This window comes from Absiella sp. AM09-50 (assembly GCF_003433845.1).
GTDB lineage: Bacteria > Bacillota_I > Bacilli_A > Erysipelotrichales > Erysipelotrichaceae > Hoskinsella > Hoskinsella hominis.
Genome location: NZ_QVFI01000024.1, coordinates 17921 through 37814 on the forward strand (window position 1 = coordinate 17921; position 19894 = coordinate 37814).

General features: G+C 32.8%; 19 protein-coding genes. 14 read left to right on the top strand and 5 right to left on the bottom strand.

Features of this window, described 5'->3' with window-relative positions:
- The first annotated feature begins 11 nt into the window (after positions 1 to 11).
- The 10 genes from DW114_RS16470 (at position 12) to DW114_RS16515 (ending at position 9352) form a co-directional block, all read left to right on the top strand.
- Complete coding sequence (locus tag DW114_RS16470; protein WP_233511378.1) at positions 12 to 719, top strand: RDD family protein; 708 nt, start codon at positions 12 to 14, stop codon at positions 717 to 719.
- A 247-nt stretch (positions 720 to 966) separates the two neighbouring features.
- Positions 967 to 2331 (top strand): PTS sugar transporter subunit IIC, encoded by a 1365-nt coding sequence (locus DW114_RS16475; RefSeq protein WP_117454804.1) that lies wholly within the window; start codon positions 967 to 969, stop codon positions 2329 to 2331.
- 269 nt (positions 2332 to 2600) lie between these two features.
- Complete coding sequence (locus tag DW114_RS16480) at positions 2601 to 2939, top strand: PTS sugar transporter subunit IIB (protein WP_117454805.1); 339 nt, start codon at positions 2601 to 2603, stop codon at positions 2937 to 2939.
- Entirely contained in the window at positions 2936 to 3460 is a 525-nt protein-coding gene (locus tag DW114_RS16485; RefSeq protein WP_117454806.1) for a GrdB-related putative oxidoreductase, read from the top strand. Before DW114_RS16480 ends, DW114_RS16485 begins: the two co-directional genes overlap by 4 nt.
- A 147-nt stretch (positions 3461 to 3607) precedes the next feature.
- Positions 3608 to 4672 carry a M42 family metallopeptidase gene (locus tag DW114_RS16490; RefSeq protein ID WP_117454807.1) on the top strand — a complete coding sequence of 355 codons (1065 nt, stop codon included), beginning with the start codon at positions 3608 to 3610 and terminating at the stop codon, positions 4670 to 4672.
- Positions 4673 to 4684: 12 nt separating this feature from the next.
- A complete protein-coding gene (locus tag DW114_RS16495) occupies positions 4685 to 5776 on the top strand; it encodes a M42 family metallopeptidase (RefSeq protein ID WP_117454808.1) in 1092 nt (363 codons plus the stop codon).
- Between the two features lie 375 nt (positions 5777 to 6151).
- The gene (locus tag DW114_RS16500) at positions 6152 to 7423 is read left to right on the top strand and encodes an ATP-binding protein (protein WP_117454809.1); all 1272 of its coding nucleotides are present in this window, start codon (positions 6152 to 6154) and stop codon (positions 7421 to 7423) included.
- 119 nt (positions 7424 to 7542) lie between these two features.
- Positions 7543 to 8199 (top strand): LytTR family DNA-binding domain-containing protein, encoded by a 657-nt coding sequence (locus DW114_RS16505; RefSeq protein WP_117454810.1) that lies wholly within the window; start codon positions 7543 to 7545, stop codon positions 8197 to 8199.
- A complete protein-coding gene (locus DW114_RS16510) occupies positions 8196 to 8786 on the top strand; it encodes a hypothetical protein (protein ID WP_117454811.1) in 591 nt (196 codons plus the stop codon). The genes DW114_RS16505 and DW114_RS16510 overlap by 4 nt, the downstream gene beginning before the upstream one ends.
- The gene (locus DW114_RS16515) at positions 8783 to 9352 is read left to right on the top strand and encodes a hypothetical protein (protein ID WP_117454812.1); all 570 of its coding nucleotides are present in this window, start codon (positions 8783 to 8785) and stop codon (positions 9350 to 9352) included. The genes DW114_RS16510 and DW114_RS16515 overlap by 4 nt, the downstream gene beginning before the upstream one ends.
- A 34-nt stretch (positions 9353 to 9386) precedes the next feature.
- Here the strand turns inward: DW114_RS16515 and DW114_RS16520 are convergent, their stop codons facing one another.
- The 5 genes from DW114_RS16520 to DW114_RS16540 all read right to left on the bottom strand — a co-directional run bounded on the left by DW114_RS16520 (position 9387) and on the right by DW114_RS16540 (position 15199).
- Positions 9387 to 10637: a sensor histidine kinase gene (locus DW114_RS16520; protein ID WP_117454813.1), complete on the bottom strand. Its 1251-nt coding sequence runs from the start codon at positions 10635 to 10637 to the stop codon at positions 9387 to 9389.
- Positions 10638 to 10639: 2 nt separating this feature from the next.
- Positions 10640 to 11341: a LytR/AlgR family response regulator transcription factor gene (locus DW114_RS16525; protein WP_117454814.1), complete on the bottom strand. Its 702-nt coding sequence runs from the start codon at positions 11339 to 11341 to the stop codon at positions 10640 to 10642.
- 20 nt (positions 11342 to 11361) lie between these two features.
- The gene (locus tag DW114_RS16530; RefSeq protein WP_117454815.1) at positions 11362 to 11784 is read right to left on the bottom strand and encodes a hypothetical protein; all 423 of its coding nucleotides are present in this window, start codon (positions 11782 to 11784) and stop codon (positions 11362 to 11364) included.
- A gap of 733 nt (positions 11785 to 12517) precedes the next feature.
- Entirely contained in the window at positions 12518 to 13432 is a 915-nt protein-coding gene (locus DW114_RS16535) for a dipeptidase (RefSeq protein WP_117454816.1), read from the bottom strand.
- Positions 13433 to 15199, bottom strand: coding sequence for a M3 family oligoendopeptidase (locus DW114_RS16540; protein ID WP_117454817.1), 1767 nt, complete (start codon positions 15197 to 15199; stop codon positions 13433 to 13435). It abuts the gene before it with no gap.
- Between the two features lie 215 nt (positions 15200 to 15414).
- On the opposite strand from DW114_RS16540, the gene DW114_RS16545 reads away from it, so the two are divergent.
- The 4 genes from DW114_RS16545 to DW114_RS16560 all read left to right on the top strand — a co-directional run bounded on the left by DW114_RS16545 (position 15415) and on the right by DW114_RS16560 (position 19682).
- Positions 15415 to 15744 carry a PTS lactose/cellobiose transporter subunit IIA gene (locus DW114_RS16545; RefSeq protein WP_117454818.1) on the top strand — a complete coding sequence of 110 codons (330 nt, stop codon included), beginning with the start codon at positions 15415 to 15417 and terminating at the stop codon, positions 15742 to 15744.
- Between the two features lie 30 nt (positions 15745 to 15774).
- Positions 15775 to 16095 carry a PTS sugar transporter subunit IIB gene (locus DW114_RS16550; protein WP_117454819.1) on the top strand — a complete coding sequence of 107 codons (321 nt, stop codon included), beginning with the start codon at positions 15775 to 15777 and terminating at the stop codon, positions 16093 to 16095.
- Between the two features lie 179 nt (positions 16096 to 16274).
- Positions 16275 to 17840, top strand: coding sequence for an AAA family ATPase (locus tag DW114_RS16555; RefSeq protein ID WP_158552310.1), 1566 nt, complete (start codon positions 16275 to 16277; stop codon positions 17838 to 17840).
- A gap of 171 nt (positions 17841 to 18011) precedes the next feature.
- A complete protein-coding gene (locus tag DW114_RS16560) occupies positions 18012 to 19682 on the top strand; it encodes an AAA family ATPase (protein ID WP_158552311.1) in 1671 nt (556 codons plus the stop codon).
- Positions 19683 to 19894 lie beyond the last annotated feature (212 nt).

A 19894-nucleotide genomic window follows, 5' to 3' on the forward strand; every position in this document is an offset into this window, starting at 1 on the left:
GAGGATATGCGATGATGACAAATACAAAGAAAGCAAACAAAATATATAACGAGCCAAAAGGCAAAAGCAAGAAAGTATATAATGAACCAAAGCTGGGCTTCATTGATCGTTTAACTGTAAAGTTAATGAGTAAACAAGGCTCTAAACTAGATGAAAACTTTCCACCTGTTGGTAATCTTCGCCGTTTCTTTGGCTATCTGATGGATTTCTTTTTAGCGAATGTACTGGCTGTTATTCCTCTTGTATTTATTGAATCAAGAGTAACCGGCTCTACAGAAACCACACAGGTACTCGCTGGGTTGCCATTACCATACGTTTATCTGATAACTGCATTGGTATTCTTATTGTATATCCTGTATTATGTTGTCATTCCTTTAAAGGTATGGCCAGGCCAGACACCCGCAAAACGTTTATTGAATTATAAAATTGTGATGATGGATGGTAGTGATGTCACATTAAAAGCATTGTTGTTACGTAATGTATTCGCCATGACATTTATCGAAGGTGCTGCATTTACCACAACTTATGTGATCCAGCTGGTAGTTTTGACTGCTGGTATCGATTATCCTAAATTTATTTCTTATGTATGTTACTTCATGACATTGTTATCTATTGTTGTAACATGGACAAATCCTAACCGTAGAATGCTGCATGATTTTATCGGCGGTACAAAAGTCTATCAGTTAGAGCATAAAACAGGAAACTATAAAGCATTTTAATCCTAAGGCAGCATTTCCGTGCTGTCTTTTTATTAGGAAAATTTTTGGCAGCCTTATATTATATGATTTCTTATATAACCGATAAAATAGGCATATAAAATATATAATAAGAAAGAAAAAATGATTTCCTATAAGTTAGGAAATGTTTTTCATCCCACGGAAGGTATTTACCGATTATAATAGGAGTGTAAAAAATTTAACGCGCGTAAATAAATTTTTTAAACAAACAAAACGAGGAGGAAATAAAATGTTCGACAAGCTAGAAAAACTATTAATGCCAATGTCCGATGTTTTGAGTAAGAATCGTGTCCTGATCGCTATCCGTGATGGTTTCTTGATTGCTACTCCATTATTGATCGTTGGTTCTATCTTCTTGCTGATTGCTAACTTCCCAATTCCAGGATGGGAAAACTTCTGGAATGGCGTATTGGGTGCTGGTTGGGAACAGTGGTTTAAAGCCGTATCACGTGCAACATTCAACTGTACTGGTTTATTAACATGTTTAGGTACTGGTTATGCTATGGCCAGAGAATTTGGTGGAGATAAAATTCAGGGTGCTGCTGTTGCCTTAGTATCTTACTTCATCATGATGCCTACTGTATTAGATGCTGTAAATGACGATGGAAAAGTTGTATTAGAAGGTGCTTTCGCTGGTCTGTCATTTGATTACATCGGACCTGATGGAATCTTCATGGCACTGGTATGTTCTATTCTGTGTGTATTATTGTTCATCTGGGTATACAAAAAGGGATGGACAATCAAAATGCCAAAAGGTGTACCACCTGCAGTAGCTGATTCATTTGCTGCTTTAGTTCCAAGTGCTGTTGTTATGATCGTATGCTTCTTAGTACGTATCTTATTTGAAATGACACCATTTGAAACTGCTCAGGGATTTGTATTTACAGTATTACAGACACCTATGAAGGGCTTAGGTGACACATTAGGTGCGAACGCATTATATTCCTTCATGTGTACATTCTTATGGTTCTTCGGTATCAATGGTCCAGCTGTAATGAACTCTGTATACTTCATTGGTAACATATTAACTGCTGATCAGTTATTACAATTTGAAGCTGGTGTACCAAATGAAAAATTACCATATATTTTTACAAACCCATTCTCTAACTTCTTCTGTAACTTCGGTGGTGGAGGAAGTACCTTGTCACTAGTTATCTGTATGTTGTTGTTCTGTAAATCAGAACGTATCACTAAACTTGGAAAATTAAGTATCGTTCCTGGTATTTTCGGTATCAATGAACCAATCATCTTCGGTCTTCCTATCGTATTAAACCCAGTTATTATCGTACCATTCATCGTTGTACCAATGATGAACCTGATCTTATCTTACTTAGTTGTCAGCTGGGGTATCGTACCTAAGACAACAGGTGTTAACCTTCCTTGGACTACTCCAATTGGATTCTCTGGATGGTTATCAACAGGTAGCTGGATCGCATCTGTATGGCAGTTCATTCTGTTATTCTTAGGATGCTGTATCTACTATCCATTCATCAAGGCACTTGATAAGACATACCTTGCTGAAGAAGCTGAAATGGAAAATACTGAAGAAGAAGATGACTTCTCATTTGATGATCTGTCACTAGACGATCTATAAGATAAAAACGTATACGATTTGAGTTATTGATAAATTTTGGAAATTTGCTTAAAAATGTGCGTTTAAGTAAAAAAATCTATTTATCTGAAAAACGAATATGTATATAAACCTATATTTTATAAGACAGGTGGTGCTTGCTGCCTGTCTTTCTTATGAAAGTACATCGTTTTGATGTAAAATATGACTTCCTAAGTATTAGGAAACATAATTGAAGTTATCCCTTAAAAAAAGGGTTATAATGATAATGTAAAAAGGAGGTGCCTCATCACATGAAACGTATCTATCTATTCTGTGATCAGGGAATGTCAACAAGCCTACTAGCTAGTCGTATGCAGGATGTCGCAAATACACATTTGCTGCCAATTGAAATCTTAGCATTTTCCAATAAGAAAATACAAAAGATTGTGGATGAAAAACATCCAGATGTTATTTTACTTGGACCGCAGGTAAAATACATGTTCCAGCAGGTTGTTGATAAATATGACAAAGAAACGCCAGTTATGCTGATTGATCAGGATGATTATGGCATGATGGATGGAGAAAAAGTGCTGAAGAAGGCATTGCTTCTATTGAAAAAGAGAAAAGAACAAGGAGAACAGGAAAAATGAAAGTATTAATGATATTTGACCAGACACAGGCTGGATTAGGTGGAAAAGAAAGTCCAGATCTAAAAATGGGTGGTAAACCAATGCCTATCGGTTCTTGCAACATGTTTGAAAAAACTTTAAAAGATATGGGTGGTACAATCTGTGCAACATTATGGTGTGGAGATGGAACTTTTGCGGAAGATCCAGACACAAATGCTAAGAAATTCGCCGCAATGGTTAAGAAAATCAACCCAGATGTTGTTATCTGTGGACCTTGCTTCAACTATGGTAATTATGCAATGATGGCAGCAAAAACAGCTGAAACCATCAATGCTCACTTAGATGTTCCTGCATTTGCAATCATGTCACAGGAATGTGAAAAAGCAATTAACGAATTTAAAGATAAAGTAACCATTCTGAAAATGCCTAAAAAAGGTGGTACAGGCTTACCTCAGGCATTAACAGTAATGTGTGAATTAGCAAAAGCATTAGTAGAAAAAACAGATACAAGTGCAATTATCGCAGAACACGCATATCACTAATCGTATCCAATTTAACCAAGGAAGGACAGCTGCTAAAAGCTGTTTTTCTTTTTGTTTTCACTTCCTAATCTTTAGGAAACGATATTCAAATACGCCCCTGAAAAAGGTCGTATAATACATATGTAAAAGGAAAGAAGGTAACATGATATGTTAGAAAAACAAACACTGGATTTAATGGAAGAATTAACACAACTGATTGGTATTGCAGGGGATGAAAGAGCAGTATCTCAGGCAATGAAAAAACATATGGAGGCATATGCAGATGAAATCATTTATGATAATTTAGGATCAATATTCGCAATAAAAAAATCTAAGAAAACTAACGCACCAAAAGTAATGGTATGTGGACATATGGATGAAGTAGGATTTATGATCACAAGCATCAAGAAAAACGGGCTGCTTGGTTTTATCACCATTGGCGGAATTGATGCCCAAAGTCTTCACTCACAAAGAGTAAGAATTAAAGCAAGCAATGGAAAAGAATATGTAGGTACCATCGTTGCGGATAATGATGATATTAAAGCATGTGATATCAAGAAAATGCTGATTGATTTAGGCGCAGAAAGTGATGAAATGGTAAGTGAATGGGGAATCCATGTTGGAGATAGTGCAGTATTAGATGGACCTTTCACTGTGTTGCCTGGTGGTAATCGTATACTTTCTAAAGCATGGGATGATCGTTATGGCTGCATTATGGCAATTGAGCTATTACAGGCATTAAAAGATGTAGAATTAGATGTTGATTTATACATTGGTGCTACCGTTATGGAAGAAGTAGGCATGCGTGGAGGAACAACTGCTACTGGATTAATTCATCCAGATATGGGAATTGTGATGGATTGCTCATTTGCCAATGATGTAACAGGTAAAGAAAATGCCGTTGGACAGATGGGTAAAGGTATCCTTGTTCGTTATTATGATAAAGGAATGATGCCAAATCGTATGTTGTTGGATACACTGGTAGAAACATGTGAAAAAGAAAGCCTGCCTTATCAGTACTTCTATAATATGGGACAAACGGATGCTGCATGGGTACACAAATTATTTGCAGGATGCCCTACACTAAGTGCATGTATCTGTGGAAGAAATGTACACACAGGAAACTCTATGATTGATGTACGTGATTATGAAAGTGCAAAAGCAGCTGTTCTTTCTATCATCAAATCTCTGGATGAAGATAAAATTAATGCGTTCAAAGCAGAAAACCGATAAGAGGTGAGTGCAATGATAGAAGCTTATGGAGAAATGAATCTGGAAATGATTAAAGAGCTTAGTGAAGCTCATGGAATTTCCGGATGTGAAAAAGAAGTCAGTCGTGTCATGAAAAAATGGTTAGAACCAGTTGCAGATGAAATCACTTATGATAATATTGGTTCTATCATCGGTCTACAAAAAGGAAAAGAAGATGGACCAAAAGTTATGATCTGTGGACATATGGATGAAGTTGGTTTTCTTGTAAGAGAAATTGATGAAAACGGCTTTATCAGAATGCTTCCAGTTGGTGGCTGGTGGGGACATGTATTACCTGCACAAACATTATATGTTACCACCAAAGAAGGTAAACGATACCATGGTGTGGTAGGTTCCAGTGCACCTCATGGATTACCTGCGGAAGTAAAAGAAAAGGTCATCAAACCAATCGATATGTTCTTGGATCTAGGTGTAGAAAGCCGTGAGGAAGTATTAGAATTAGGTATTCAGATCGGTGATATGATCACACCAGATACTAAATTTGAAGTCATGAATAATCCAAACTATCTGATGGGAAAAGCATGGGATGACCGTTTGTGTGCAGCACTTGCTGTAGATGTATTATATCGTATTCAAAAGGATGCACATGATGCCAATGTATATGCAGTTGGTACTGTGCAGGAGGAAGTTGGTTTGCGTGGCGCAAGAACAGCGGGTAATATGATTCATCCTGATGTTGCGATTGCATTAGATGTCACAACGGCTATGGATACACCAGTAGATCAGGGCGATATCAAACTTGGCGGCGGTGTTGTATTAAGTGTTATGGACGCCGGTATTATTGGACATAAAGCTTTACTTCATGAAATGGAAGATATCTGCCGTGATTTAAATTTAGATATCAATTATGATATGATGACTGTTGGTGGCACAGATGCGGATAATATCCATAAAGCACATGCTGGAATCATTACAATGACTTTGAGTATTCCAACACGTTATATGCACTCTCATCGTTTGATTATCCATCGTAAAGACTATGTGCAGACAGTAGAAGCAATCGCAGAATTCTGTCGCAGAGTCAACTGGGATAAAATCAAAGAAATGAATCAGGGCATTCGTTAAATAGAATAAAAGAAAAGGTGGCAATGAAGTTTGTCACCTTTTGGCTTTATATAGGAATCATATGTTGTAATCGTTTTTATCAAAAGCATCTTTCGCTGGTTTTGTTCGACCTTCGATCATATCTTTATAGCCTTTTTCTGATTCTGAATTTAAATCATCTTCTGATATAGTATTCATATTTAAAATTTTGCATGTTTTAATGAAACATCACAAAGTACTTTAGTGAAATACCACAAAATACTTTAATGAAATACCACAAAGTGCTTTAATGAAATGCCACAAAATACTTTAATGAAATGCCACAAAGTACTTTGATTACTGTTGACATGCCTTTAATAAAAGAATAAAATAAAGCTAAGAATGGAGGATATCATCATGAAAGAAAAAGTATATTTACCAAGAATAATTGACGATATTCTTCCTAATTACCTTGAGGCTTTTGGTGCAGTTTTAATTGTAGGCCCAAAATGGTGTGGGAAGACAACAACAGCAATGCGATTTGCGAAAAGTGATATCAAAATGCAAGATGTGGAGAAGTCAAACGATTACTTGAAGTTAGCTGAATTAGCACCAAAAAGACTGCTAGCTGGAGAACCTCCACATTTGATTGATGAATGGCAAATGGCTCCGGTTTTATGGGATGCAGTAAGAAATGAAGTAGATGCCAGAGGAGAACCAGGTCAATTTATATTAACAGGATCGGCAGTACCTAAAGATGATGGCATGCATCATACTGGTACAGGAAGAATTGCAAGGATTGTCATGCATCCTATGAGTTTATTTGAATCAAAAGAATCAAATGGTAAAATTTCATTAGTAAATTTACTGAATGGAAATATCGATGTGAATGGTATTGAATCACAATTAGATATTGAAAGTTTGGTTTATGCGATATGTCGGGGAGGATGGCCTGCATCCATGGGTATATCAAAACAAGCTGCATTGTTAATACCTCAAGCATATATTGATGCTGTATGTGAAAGTGATGTTTCAAGAATACAAGAAGAATTAAAAAATCCTACAAGGATACGGGCGATTTTACGCTCATATGCAAGGAATATATCAACATTGGCATCTAAAACCTCTATAAGAAAAGATGTAATTGCGAATGATATAAACATTTCAGAAACAACATTTTTTAATTATATAACAGCATTACAACGATTATATATCATAAAAGATATTGAGGCATGGTGTCCTTCAATACGTTCAAAAACTGCTATACGTTCTAATACAAAGAAGGGTTTTGTGGATCCATCATTGGCAGTAGCTGCATTGGGGTTATCTCCTGATCAATTATTGAATGATATGAATACACTTGGCTTTATGTTTGAATCATTATGTATTAGAGATTTACGAATTTATTCACAAAAGCTAGGAGGAGAAATATCTTATTATCATGATCGATATGGTTTAGAATGTGATGCTGTTATTCATATGCGTGATGGAAGATATATATTAATTGAAATGAAATTAGGAAGTCGTGAGATTGAGGAAGGGGCTTCACATTTATTAAAACTTTCAACACTAATAAATGATAATGGATTAACACCACCAAGTGTTTGTATGGTGTTGACAGGTGGAAAGTATGCATACAAGAGAGAAGATGGTGTTTACGTGATACCAATTGGTTGTTTAAGAGATTAATAATGGCGATTTGCCATTATTTTTTTGCCATTCAGGTACAAGAAAATACCGCTCATTAGAAAATATATTTACAAGCTTAAAAATCTGATATACTTAAGTCAGGAAGGGAGGAGGATACCATGTTTGATATAGGGATATGGTGTGATGATGAAAATTTAAAAGCTGAAATCAACGCACAGGTGGAAGCATTTGAAGATTTTCGTATTCAAAATGAAACAGCACATTTTGATATTCTCATCATTAATATATCTGATGAAAACTATTCATTAGCGAAGATTTCCTCGATTCTTCAAGAAATGAATGGTAAAACAATTTTGGTGTTACTAGCAAAAGACAGCGCACCATTATTAGATATTATGGGTTTATATGTATATCAATATATCCTCCATGAACAGCTTGTCGAACGGCTTCCTTCCTGTTTAAACAGCATTCAATCCTATCTGATGAATATTACGTCTGTTTGTATACATCATGCACAGGGAAAACAATATATCGCAATTCATGATATTTATGCATTTACATATGAAGAGGGATTTGTCTATCTTTATCTTCAAAATAAAAAAATATCAACACAATTTACTTCTTTGGAAAAAGCCATGAATCTATTGAATAGTGATTTCGTATTTGTCAGCCGGCAGACAATTGTATCACTGCCAAAAATAGATTTGATTCAAAAAGATCGTGTGATATTAAACAATGGAGAATCATTTGGTTTAAGTAGAAGAAGAAAATCACAAGTGATTGCGCAATGGGAAAAAAGAGGTGAGCTTAAATGAAAAAGATTTCATATGGTGAAATACCAACAAAAGAAAAAATACGTCATAGTTTATTCGTTTCAACTGCAATATTATTATTTGTAGGTGATATGTTTTTGATATTGATCTGGGGATTATTTGAAAACTATTTTCCATATTCAAGTGCATTGGCATTGCTTATTGTGATTGGATGTCCATTTATATATTTCTATAAACAGCATAAAGAAAATAAACAGGTGATTGAATTTGATGAAGAAGGGTATACCATTTATCGATATCCTAATCAATTGTATTTAGCGATATTCCAAAAGAGAGAACCGAAGAAAGAATATCATCGTTATGATGAGAGTACGTATTGTAAATTATCTTATGAAAAAGCAGACAACCATCATCATAATGATTACAGCATTTGTATTGAATTTGAGGGTAAACAACCTATACGGTTATTGCCAGGATATTTATCAAAAACCAATCTGAAATATTTACTGCTGTTACTATCAAGCAAGAATAAAAATTTTGAAGATCCTTATCAGTTACAATTATGTCTAACACAGGAACATGTACAGATTGATACATATATCCTTCGGATTGAGGAGGAATTCGCATGAAAACTACAGATTTTTTACAAAAAGCAAAGAAATATATTATCTATGCTAATATTTTGCCAAAAGGGCAACATCGTTTGTATACGACGCCACTTATGATTCAATATACAGTAAATACGATGCGCTTTGTTTTGATGTCAAGGATTACATATGATGAACAGGAAATGATTTTATATGATTATGGTGGAAAAGAACCATATATCACAATTGATTATTCTGAAATCAAAAAAGTCGGTGTTTTTGCGACAGCAAGAATCGTGAATACTGGACACTTACCTGGGCAACAGTTTCATGTTGTATTGAGAATTATATGTGACCAGGGGGATTTTGAAATAGAAACATGTGATGAAGATCACGCTTTACAGATCCTTCATTACATACATAGCAGGGATATTCCAATTGTGGATCCATATAAGATTGTAAAAATCATGATGATGACAAAGGATGAGAACCACGGGTTTTATAATTATATGATAAAACATTTCACAGAAATGGCAAAAACATATGGCTTGGAAAATCCAACAATTGATATTACAAGGAAAGCTAGAAAGTTCAATAAGCAAGAATAGACGAAAAGAAAAAGCAACGAATGTTGCTTTTTCTTTAGCTATTGTTGAAGATGATTGTTGATATGAATACACTCTGTTCCTTATCAAATTTAAATGTAGCACTTCCATCATATTTTTCTACAATTTTCTTTATATTTGAAATACCATAACCATGTTCATTTTCATCCTTTAATGTTTCAAAATTTTCTTTTACTTCAAGGCAGGGATTGATGACTTTTAACACAACTAGATCATTGGTTTTATCAAGCTTGATTTTGATAAAATGACCACTTGTACGGATACAGCTTTCTATAGCATTGTCCAATATGTTAGAAAATACAATGTTGAAATCAAATTCAGTAACTGGAGATACATCCTTAATCTTTATATCATGCTTAATTTCTATCGTGTTTGTTGTCAATGCATCCTTATTTGCATGTAAACATAAATCGATTAACTTATTGCCTGTTAAAACGAAGCTTTCATCTTTTTTTATTTCTGTGGATAACTCATTCAGATATACTTTTAATTTATCCCAATCTTCATCATGCACATATGCATTGATCATATTGATATGTTTCTTAAAATCATGAATAAATTTCTTTGAGCTTTCTACTTTCTCTTCCAATAACATATAATGTAATTCCTGACTTTTTTGTTCTTCATCTTTAATTTGTCGATCTTTAGATTGCATTACATGCGTGAATTTGATACTGATTAAAACATTGAGGACAACGATGATACAAGAAATAATTCTACAGATAATAGAAAGCATTGGTTCCATATCAAATAGATTAGATTGCATCATCGTATAGATGATAAATACAGATATGGTAGGAATAGATAGAAAATATCCATAATGAATCTTATCATCGTTCCTCTTCACATTGCTTAATTTCGCAATTAAATAAGCTAGTACGCCAAGTATCGTTTTATTATAAACGATGATCAAGAGCGATTGTAAGATATCATTATAAGAACTGATGAATTTGTAAGATATCTCTATTAAAACATAAGAATTGATATCCGCAAGGAAAGTTGAGATTAAGAATAAAATAATGAAAAATATTTCTTTTTTTAAGGTATCATGAAAGAAAAGATAAATAATACCTATATAAGTCAAAATACTAAATACAAAATTGACGAGTGTTAAATGAAATATACCCGCAAAAGTCTTTAACAATACAAACGCAATAAGAAATACATAATCTGTTTTATTTGAAGATATCTGTGTAAATAATTTTTTACCGTACCAATAAAATATTAATGCGAACAGTAAATTATCTATGAAATTCGTGATTAACATAATTAAAACCTCTCTCCAATAGAATTAAAATAATCCGCTTTAAATTCTATTTTATATTTTCTACTTAATATTAGTTCTTCATCATTAGATAGAATGATTGAATCACTATTTAGTTTACGAATCATGCGAAGATTAACAATATAAGCTTTATGGCATTGAGAAAAATAATAATTACCCAATAAAGATTCCCATTCTTTTAAAGTTAAAGTCGTTGCGATTTCATGATCTTTGAAGTGAATGATGGTTTTTCTATCACGATATTCAATATATAAAATTGTATTGATATATATTTTATAAGGACTAATTCGTTTATCTAAAATAAATTTACTGTCAATCATATCCTCTTTTAGAATGTTTGTTAGTTCATAATTAAATTCAATTTTATCTATTGGTTTTAAAAAATAACCATCTGCTTTCACACTATATCCAGTGCGCATATATTTCGGGGAATTGGTAATGAAAATAATCTTAGAATCACGATTATATACTCTTAATTTACGAGCGACTTCAATGCCATTCATCTTTTCCATTTCGATATCTAATAAAATGATATCAAAGCTGATGACAGAATCTAATAAAAGAGAACCATCTAAAAACTCTTCAATTTCATATGTCAATTGTAAAGCGTCTAACAAATTTACTGTCAGTTCTTTTATGATTTTTATATCTTTGATTTCATCATCACAAATCGCAATTCTCAGCATTCATACCACTCCCCATGTTGTTAATTTATTATATTCGCATCTAGTACAAAATCACAAGCGATATCTCTATCAAAAGCAATTGTTTCTCCCTCAAATGTTGTAACGGTACCTGTGTATTTTAAAATTGTTTGCTTGTCTGTTACTTCTATTGCTAATTTTACATCAGAACCTTTGTAGTTCTCAATGATATCATGATAAATCTTTTCATATTGACTTTTAAATTGAAGCAACTTCACATCTACAGCAGATGCGATTTTAGGTGTTCCTCGCGGCGCAATTACAATAGAAGGCATTTGAATTTTATACTCATCACCTTTGCCAAAATCAGTGACCTGAATATCAATTTCCGGATGATATGCGCACCATACATAATAGCCACCCGTTCCACCTATTAAAATGATAATGATCCCAATGATCAGGATATACTTTTTATGTTTTTTCATGTTGTTCACCTTTTCATTTCTTTTAAATCTCTTTTGTAATAAGCTTTATATCTTGTGTTTGAAGTACTTCTATAAGTATCTTACACTATATGTTTTATATTTAAAATAGCGATTGTACAAAATACAGGCGGGATGTACAAGATACAATAGAAACCGTTTCTTGGAAACAATATTCCACTTATAAGTATTTCATACGTGATCATTATTGAAAAATTGCAAAGATATGCAATATGGATTTACCAAAAGTAAGCATTTAGCGTAGAGATGGAAAGAGTGAAAAAGCATAGAAAAAGAGCAGATTTAAATTTCTGCTCTTTTTCTACTTCAGTAGGTCATTCAATGTATATTCATTAGAATTAATTTTAGAAATTCTTGTATACTCTTTTATAGAACGTATCAAATCCTCAGAATTTTGGAAATAATTATATACGAAATCATAGCTTTTCACGTTTTTTAATTTTAAAAAATCTTTGCAGAAAATACTGGGTTTCTGTCCTGATTTCTTATATTCATTATAGTTGTTTTTTTTCTAAAATCCTTATAATGTAATTTTATTTTTAAAACATTTGAATACACCTTTTTGCGATTATCTACAGATATCATGTTAATAATTATCAAATATGAGCAGTGTAGACGATAATTTGAAAAATAACAACGACTTTTCCGTTGTTATTTAAAAAAACTTGATAGAAAAAACCAGAAGCGATATCTGTGTATTACTTCTGGTTCATTTCTAATATTTAAGATATGTTTCCATATAACGATTTGCATTATAGAAACAAATATCTTCAACTTCTTCCTGACTATATCCACGCTCGATAAGTCTGTTCGCAAGATTTTGTATATGAGCAACACTGTCTAATCCTTTTACCATGCAGGTAGGATCATCCATGTAATCCATAAAATCAAATCCTAGGGCAATCTGTTTTGTGCCATATTTCTCTTTTATATAATCAATGATATTGATAAATTCATCTAATGTTTGTTTACTTTCATCTCTTGTCACAAACCAGCGAACAGGCAAACCACCAATCACACCACCATGTTCCATAATCATTTGAATTTGAGGATCACTTAAGTTGCGATAGTGATTAAATAAGCCTTTCACATTACTGTGTGTTGCTAAGATTGGTGTTGTGGAAATACGCTGGATATCATAAAAATTCCATTCACAGCAATGAGAAACATCTACAGCCATATGTACTTCATTCATTGCCTTTACACATTCAATTCCAAGGGGTGTTAATGGCATATTTCCACTTTTTGCACCACATGCAAGGGCATTGTGATCATTCCAGCATAAACTTGCACATTTTACATTATGCTCATACAGCCAATGTATTTTTTCACGGGCACCTTCTTTGATGCCGCACATCCCTTCTATGGCGATAAACACGCGGATATCTTTAGAATAATCGAAGGCATAATGTTTACTTTCTTTGATTTTTTCATTTACATAAAGCACCTGATCTACCATATCCTGCCATGTAGTTTCTGCATCCGCAAAGCAACATACAATCGCAGTTGTATCAATACCACCCTGTTTCATTTTTGGATAATGATAATCATCTAAACGATTTGGTTCACTATCACGATGATCAAAGATATCTGTACCAATATCATCATGCAGATTAAAAAACTTTACCATTTATTTCATCTCCTTTACGAGGTTTAAGAAGGCATCCATCTGATTTGTAATAGATTGTAAGGAAGCTTCCCAGAAATCAGGTTTTGTAAGATCAATGCCAGCTACCATCGCAGTATCTTCTACCGTATTGGTTGTGGATGCTTTTAACAATGCACGATATTTTGGTAAGAAGTCTTTGCCTTCTTTTTCATACATTGCATACAAGCCACGAGAGAACAATGCGCCAAAGGTATATGGGAAGTTGTAGTATGCGATATCTGGAATGTAATAATGCACTTTGGTAATCCAACGGAATGGGTGTAACCAATCATGATCCATACCATTTCCAAAACATTTCTTTTCAGCATCTAACATTAGCTCTTCTAAATCTGTAGCGAACATAAAGCGACTTTCACAGTTATCGAAGATTGATTTTTCAAAAGTAAATCGTGTATAAATATCACAGATATTCTGACATAATGCCGCAAGCTGTGTATCCATCAGGAACAATTTATTTTTTGGATCAGCATCATTGATCAATGCATTATACATAATATTTTCATTGAATGTAGACGCAGTTTCCGCAAGTGGCATACAATATTCACGATTCAAAGGCTGTTGATCTTCAATCATCATACCATGGTAAGCATGTCCAAGTTCATGAGCAACCGTGATGACATCACTTAACGTATCAGCATAATTTGTGATTATACGGCTTTGTTTAATCCATCCTAAATTTTCACAGAATGCACCACTTTGTTTACCCGTGTGACTTGGATAATCAATCCAGTGTTCATCCATTGCCTGTTTTGCCATTCCATATAAATCATCAGAGAAGTTTTTGAAATGTTTTAAAATATAAGCTTCACAATCTTCTATTGTAAACGTCATATTGCTTTCACCAATGGTTGCGTAAATATCATACCATGGAAGACCATTGTCATATCCCAGCATGCTTGCTTTTGTACGTAAATATTCATGGAATTTAGGCAGATATTTATCCACTGCCCCATACATTGCATCTAGTGTTTCTCTTTGCATACGGGAATCTATCAACATCTTTTCTAAAGGATCAGCGTAGCCGCGAAGTTTTGCTTCCATCAACTGCTGACGTTTGATGTTATTCACAGAGAAGGCTAATGGTTCTTTGATTTGTTCATAAGCTTTCATTTCACAAAGGAAAGCTTCCTTACGAACTTCTTTGCTGGTAGAGTGACATAAGTTTTTTACTTCTGTTAATGTCATTGTTTTACCAAGGCATTCTACATTTACATGTGAAGTTAAGTGATAATACATATCAGAGAAAGCTTTTACACTGGTTGTCACAACATTTGCTAAAATACCTTCTGCTTCTTTACTTAAACTGTGACTTGCTTTATCCTGCATTTCATGAAGAATAAAAGAATAACCTTCCAGCATATCGTTTCCTTTGATAATATCATCCAGATGTTTTGCATGTGCAATCACATCCTTTAATTGCGCTTTGTATACGGAAAAGCTTGAGATACGTGTATTCACGATATTCAAATAGCTTAAGGTTTCTTTATCTGTAGTATCAACGGATTGACGTAAAATACAGTATAAACGTAAACGGTAAGATAAATCATATTCCTTTTCTAACAGCTTTACACTTTCAATTACCTGAATTTGTTCATCATATGTAGACAATTCTTTACAAAAATGCTGAAAATTGTCGTATAATAGATGTAGGTCGTTTAGATCTTTCTGAAATTTGTCATCATGAAATCCTTTATATAAGGAATCCAATGACCAAGTATGTTCTAACATTTCTTTACCCTCTTTCTTATCCATACTCATTATAGAGAGAAACTTGGCTGCTGGAATACAAATTCCTTTCCTAGGCGATTAGGAAGATGTTTTCCATAAACTGACACTCATAAGATTTTTCCTAATGGCTAGGAAGTTGTGTTAAAAACAAAATCTTTCATTTCAACGTATAATGATAGTGCGTGATAGAGAGGTCACTGATAGGAGGGTACATAATGGAAGGCTTAGAACTGCAGTGCTTTCAAATCATATCTGCGGTTGGAATGGCACGTTCCAGCTATATTGAAGCAATACAGGAAGCAAAGAAAGGGAATTTTGAAGAAGCAAAGAACATGATTGCTGAAGGAGAAAAAAGTTTTCTTCAGGGACATGAAGTGCATGCTTCTATGATTCAGCAGGAGGCAAGTGGTCAGAAAGTAGAACCATGTTTATTGTTGATTCATGCAGAAGACCAGCTAATGAGTGCTGAAGGATTCAAGATTATTGCGGAAGAAATGATCGCAAATTATGAAAGAATTACAGCTCTTGAAGCAAAGAGCAAGTAATAAGAAAAAAACTAGAGAGGAGAGTTTAAAATGAAAAGAATTTATTTGTTTTGTAGCGCCGGAATGTCAACAAGTATGTTAGCACAGAAAATGCAGGAAGTAGGAGATGCTCATCAGCTTCCAGTTGAAGTAAAAGCATTCTCTCATGCAAAAATCCAGGACATCGTTGATGAATTACATCCTGACTGCATCCTTCTTGGACCACAGGTAAAATACCTGTTCGAAGAAACTAACAAAAAATTTGGTGACAAGACTCCAGTTGCAGTAATTGATTCTGCTGCTTATGGTATGATGGATGGAGAAAAAGTTTTAAAGACAGCTATCAAACTAATCAAAACATTCGGTAAATAAGAAATCATGGATGCTTCGGCATCCTTTTCTTTTTGTGTACAGGTATGTGTATCAATTGGGAGTGTAATTACAAATCAATGATATCAGAGCATTCCAGCAACAGTATAAAAAGCAACTTTTATACTGTTTTATAAAAGAATTTAGGGTATAATGAAAGAGAAGAAATGAGGTGTTTATATATGTATTACCTGGATACAAATAATCCTGTAGAATTATTTAAACGTGTCTTAAAAAATAAAATCTATGTTGATAAGAGTATGTTAATTAATAAACTGAATGATTTCATTGGTAGTGAAGATTGTTATTTTTGTATTACACGTCCTAGAAGATTTGGAAAAACAATCAATGCAAATATGCTAGGCGCATATTATACACAAGGTTATGATACACACGATTTATTTAAAGATTTAAAGATAGCACAAACAGCCTCTTATGAAGAACATATCAATAAACACCATGTGATTTATATTGATTTTAGTAATGTTCCACAAAATTGTAATTCTTATGAACAGTATATTGATAGTATTTATAAAAAAATGAGAAAAGATTTAATAGATTATTTTCATATCGAAGTTCATGAAACTGATGATTCTTTAAGTGATTTTTTTCTTGCAAGCCAAGAAAAATTTATCTTCATCATAGATGAATGGGATAGTATCTTTTACGAAGATTTTATGCAGGAAAAAGATAAATTTGAATATCTGAAATTTTTGAAGAGATTATTAAAAAGTAAGACATATGTTGAATTAGTATACATGACGGGTGTTTTGCCAATCGCAAAATATTCAACAGGTTCAGAATTAAATATGTTTAAAGAATATAACTTCATGAATGATAGCACTTATGAAGATTATTTTGGCTTTGATGAAAAAGAAGTGAAAGAATTAACACAGCATTTTTCAAAACCATCATATGAAGTATTAAAAGAATGGTATGATGGTTACTATAAATCTGATGATACCAGCTTATTTAATCCACGTTCTGTATCCTTCGCATTAAGAGATGGAGTATGTAAGAATTATTGGACAGAAACAGGACCAATGAATGAAATCGCAGAATATATTGAACATAATGTAGGTGCGGTAAGAGAAGACATTGTGAAAATGGTGGCAGGTATTCCAATAAGAGTAAAATTAAAAGGATACAGTGCTTCAGACTTAAGATTAAACAGTCGAGATGAAATATTATCTGCCATGGTAGTATTTGGCTTTTTGTCCTATCATAATGGTTACTTGCGTATCCCTAATTTTGAATTGATGGAAAAATTTGAAGCAACACTAGAAAGAAAGAGTATGGGTGGTGTTGCGGAAGTTGTAGAAAACTCTGAGAAAATATTGGAAGAAACCATAAATGGCAATGCAGAAAAGGTTGCTGAAATGATTGAATTAGCGCATGATAAAGAAATACCGTTTATACAGTATAATGATGAAAATAGTATGTCATGCCTAATAACATTATGTTATTTGAAAGCAAGAGATGATTATGAAGTCACAAGGGAAGATAAATCAGGCAAAGGATATGTAGATTTCTTATTTAAACCAAAGAATTATGGTGATCCAGCAATCATATTAGAGCTGAAATATGACAAAAATGCCCAAGAAGCTATAAATCAAATTAAGGAAAAAAACTATATTGAAAAAGTAAAAAATGTAAGAGAGTGTTTGCTTGTAGGAATCAATTACGACAAAAAGAATAAGGAACATACCTGTATTATCGAAAAGATGATACAAGAAGTTTATGAATAAAGATGTGTTTCGTGCACATCTTTTTATAATTGATACTTCTAAATTTTTGAGAATTTATACCACTGCAAATCAGAAAATGATATAGTAAGAAGATAATTACTAAATATTTCACGATTCAAATGAATGGGCAATGGTTTATGGTATAATAAAGTACAGAAAGAAGGTGGGTTTATGCTGAAACTACCAAAAGGAAATTCGAATTTTGTCGATATTGTTACAAAAGGCTTTGTCTATGTAGATAAAACAAAATATATAGAAATACTAGAAAATAGCAATGATAGATTTGTTCATTTTCTTCGTCCTAGAAGATTTGGAAAAACTTTGTTTACCTCTATGTTATCTTGTTATTACGATATCTTAACAAAAGATAATTTTGATGTTTATTTCAAGGATACATATATACATGAACATCCAACAGTAGAAAAAAATAGTTATCTAATTTTACCTTTTGATTTTTCGGGATTAAATGATACATCATCAGATATGTTAGAAAGAGAGTTTACACAAAGGATAGAAGACCAATGCAAAGAATTTTTAAACAAATATAAAATTGATATAGAATTGGAAAAAAGATCTGCAGCAGGAATTATTTCTCAATTACTATATGAATTGCCTAGCAAAACTGATATTCCGATTTATGCTATCATTGATGAATATGACCAGTTTTCTAATGAGTTAATATCATTTGATTTAAAAGGGTTTAAAAATATTGTTTCAAAAAACGGATATGTAAGGAAGTTTTATGAAACATTGAAAATTGGAACATCAAAAGGTGTTGTGAAACGTATCTTTATGACAGGTGTTTCTCCAATTACCTTAGATTCTATGACTTCAGGATTTAATATTAGTACCAATCTTTCTTTAGATCCACGATACCATAGTATGATGGGATTTGATAAAGATGAAATGTATAAATTAATTCTTGAAATTGATGAAATTGTAAACAAACAGGCAGCATTACAAGACATGAAAATCATGTATGATGGCTATTGTTTTACAAAGAAAAAAAAGGAATGCTTATTTAATCCTAATATGGTATTTTACTATTTTGATCAATGGCAAATTTATCACGAAGCACCTATTGATATGATTGATCCTAATATGCTTTCAGATTATAACAAGTTAGAAAGCTTGCTTATGATAAATTCGGATCAAAAACATAAGGATATATTACTTGAAATTTTGTCAAAAGAAAAAATAACCTGTGAATTGACTACTTCATTTTGTTTAGATGTTGCGTTTACAAGAGATGATTTCATTTCTCTTTTGTACTATTTAGGATATTTGACAATTCATAGTGTATATAGAGATATGATTGAATTTACAGTTCCTAATACATTCATAAAAAAGATATATTTTGATTATTTTAGAAAAATGATACAATTGGATTTTCATGTGAATACTTCTAATTATGCAGAATCCATAAATCGAATCATAGATAAAAAAGACAACAGTCTTTTCGTTTCTAATATAGAAGGTATCTTAAAGAGTTTGGATAATCGAGATTTTAGAGGATTTTCAGAATCTAAAGTAAAAATAGCAGCTGCAGCAATTGCGCAATCTAATAAGTATGTCTTATTGAAAAGCGAATACCCAGTAGAGGAAGGCTATGTAGATATCGTATTATTCCCATATCATACGCAAGGAATAACAGCATTGTTTGAATTAAAGTATATTAAGAAAGAAAACTTAAATAAAGCTACGCTAGAGGAAAAACGTAAAGAAGCATATCTTCAGTTAAAAAAATATGGAGAAGCAATAGAGTTTGCTAATCAAGATATCGTGAAATGGATTTTGATTTTTTCAAAAGATGAATGCGTTTGTAATGAAATTGTAGATTGATGATTATACAAGCTTCAAAAAATTGTTAGGTATGAAACTGAGGACTAGAAAAGGTTCTCAGTTTTTGGTTTAAAAAAAGAAAAAATAAAGTTTCACCTCATATATAACAACATAAATTATTATAAAGATATAAAATATCATAAATTTGTCACATGAAAATGCATCTTTCTGGAAGAATATGGTAAAATATGGTATAAGTAGTTTGTGAGATG

Coding starts and splice junctions, on each gene's coding strand:
- DW114_RS16495 (WP_117454808.1), top strand. CDS start 4,685: ATGATAGAAGCTTATGGAGAAATGAATCTGGAAATGATTAAAGAGCTT.
- DW114_RS16515 (WP_117454812.1), top strand. CDS start 8,783: ATGAAAACTACAGATTTTTTACAAAAAGCAAAGAAATATATTATCTAT.
- DW114_RS16510 (WP_117454811.1), top strand. CDS start 8,196: ATGAAAAAGATTTCATATGGTGAAATACCAACAAAAGAAAAAATACGT.
- DW114_RS16480 (WP_117454805.1), top strand. CDS start 2,601: ATGAAACGTATCTATCTATTCTGTGATCAGGGAATGTCAACAAGCCTA.
- DW114_RS16475 (WP_117454804.1), top strand. CDS start 967: ATGTTCGACAAGCTAGAAAAACTATTAATGCCAATGTCCGATGTTTTG.
- DW114_RS16525 (WP_117454814.1), bottom strand. CDS start 11,341: ATGCTGAGAATTGCGATTTGTGATGATGAAATCAAAGATATAAAAATC.
- DW114_RS16535 (WP_117454816.1), bottom strand. CDS start 13,432: ATGGTAAAGTTTTTTAATCTGCATGATGATATTGGTACAGATATCTTT.
- DW114_RS16545 (WP_117454818.1), top strand. CDS start 15,415: ATGGAAGGCTTAGAACTGCAGTGCTTTCAAATCATATCTGCGGTTGGA.
- DW114_RS16550 (WP_117454819.1), top strand. CDS start 15,775: ATGAAAAGAATTTATTTGTTTTGTAGCGCCGGAATGTCAACAAGTATG.
- DW114_RS16485 (WP_117454806.1), top strand. CDS start 2,936: ATGAAAGTATTAATGATATTTGACCAGACACAGGCTGGATTAGGTGGA.
- DW114_RS16520 (WP_117454813.1), bottom strand. CDS start 10,637: ATGTTAATCACGAATTTCATAGATAATTTACTGTTCGCATTAATATTT.
- DW114_RS16540 (WP_117454817.1), bottom strand. CDS start 15,199: ATGTTAGAACATACTTGGTCATTGGATTCCTTATATAAAGGATTTCAT.
- DW114_RS16530 (WP_117454815.1), bottom strand. CDS start 11,784: ATGAAAAAACATAAAAAGTATATCCTGATCATTGGGATCATTATCATT.
- DW114_RS16555 (WP_158552310.1), top strand. CDS start 16,275: ATGTATTACCTGGATACAAATAATCCTGTAGAATTATTTAAACGTGTC.
- DW114_RS16500 (WP_117454809.1), top strand. CDS start 6,152: ATGAAAGAAAAAGTATATTTACCAAGAATAATTGACGATATTCTTCCT.
- DW114_RS16560 (WP_158552311.1), top strand. CDS start 18,012: ATGCTGAAACTACCAAAAGGAAATTCGAATTTTGTCGATATTGTTACA.
- DW114_RS16490 (WP_117454807.1), top strand. CDS start 3,608: ATGTTAGAAAAACAAACACTGGATTTAATGGAAGAATTAACACAACTG.
- DW114_RS16505 (WP_117454810.1), top strand. CDS start 7,543: ATGTTTGATATAGGGATATGGTGTGATGATGAAAATTTAAAAGCTGAA.
- DW114_RS16470 (WP_233511378.1), top strand. CDS start 12: ATGATGACAAATACAAAGAAAGCAAACAAAATATATAACGAGCCAAAA.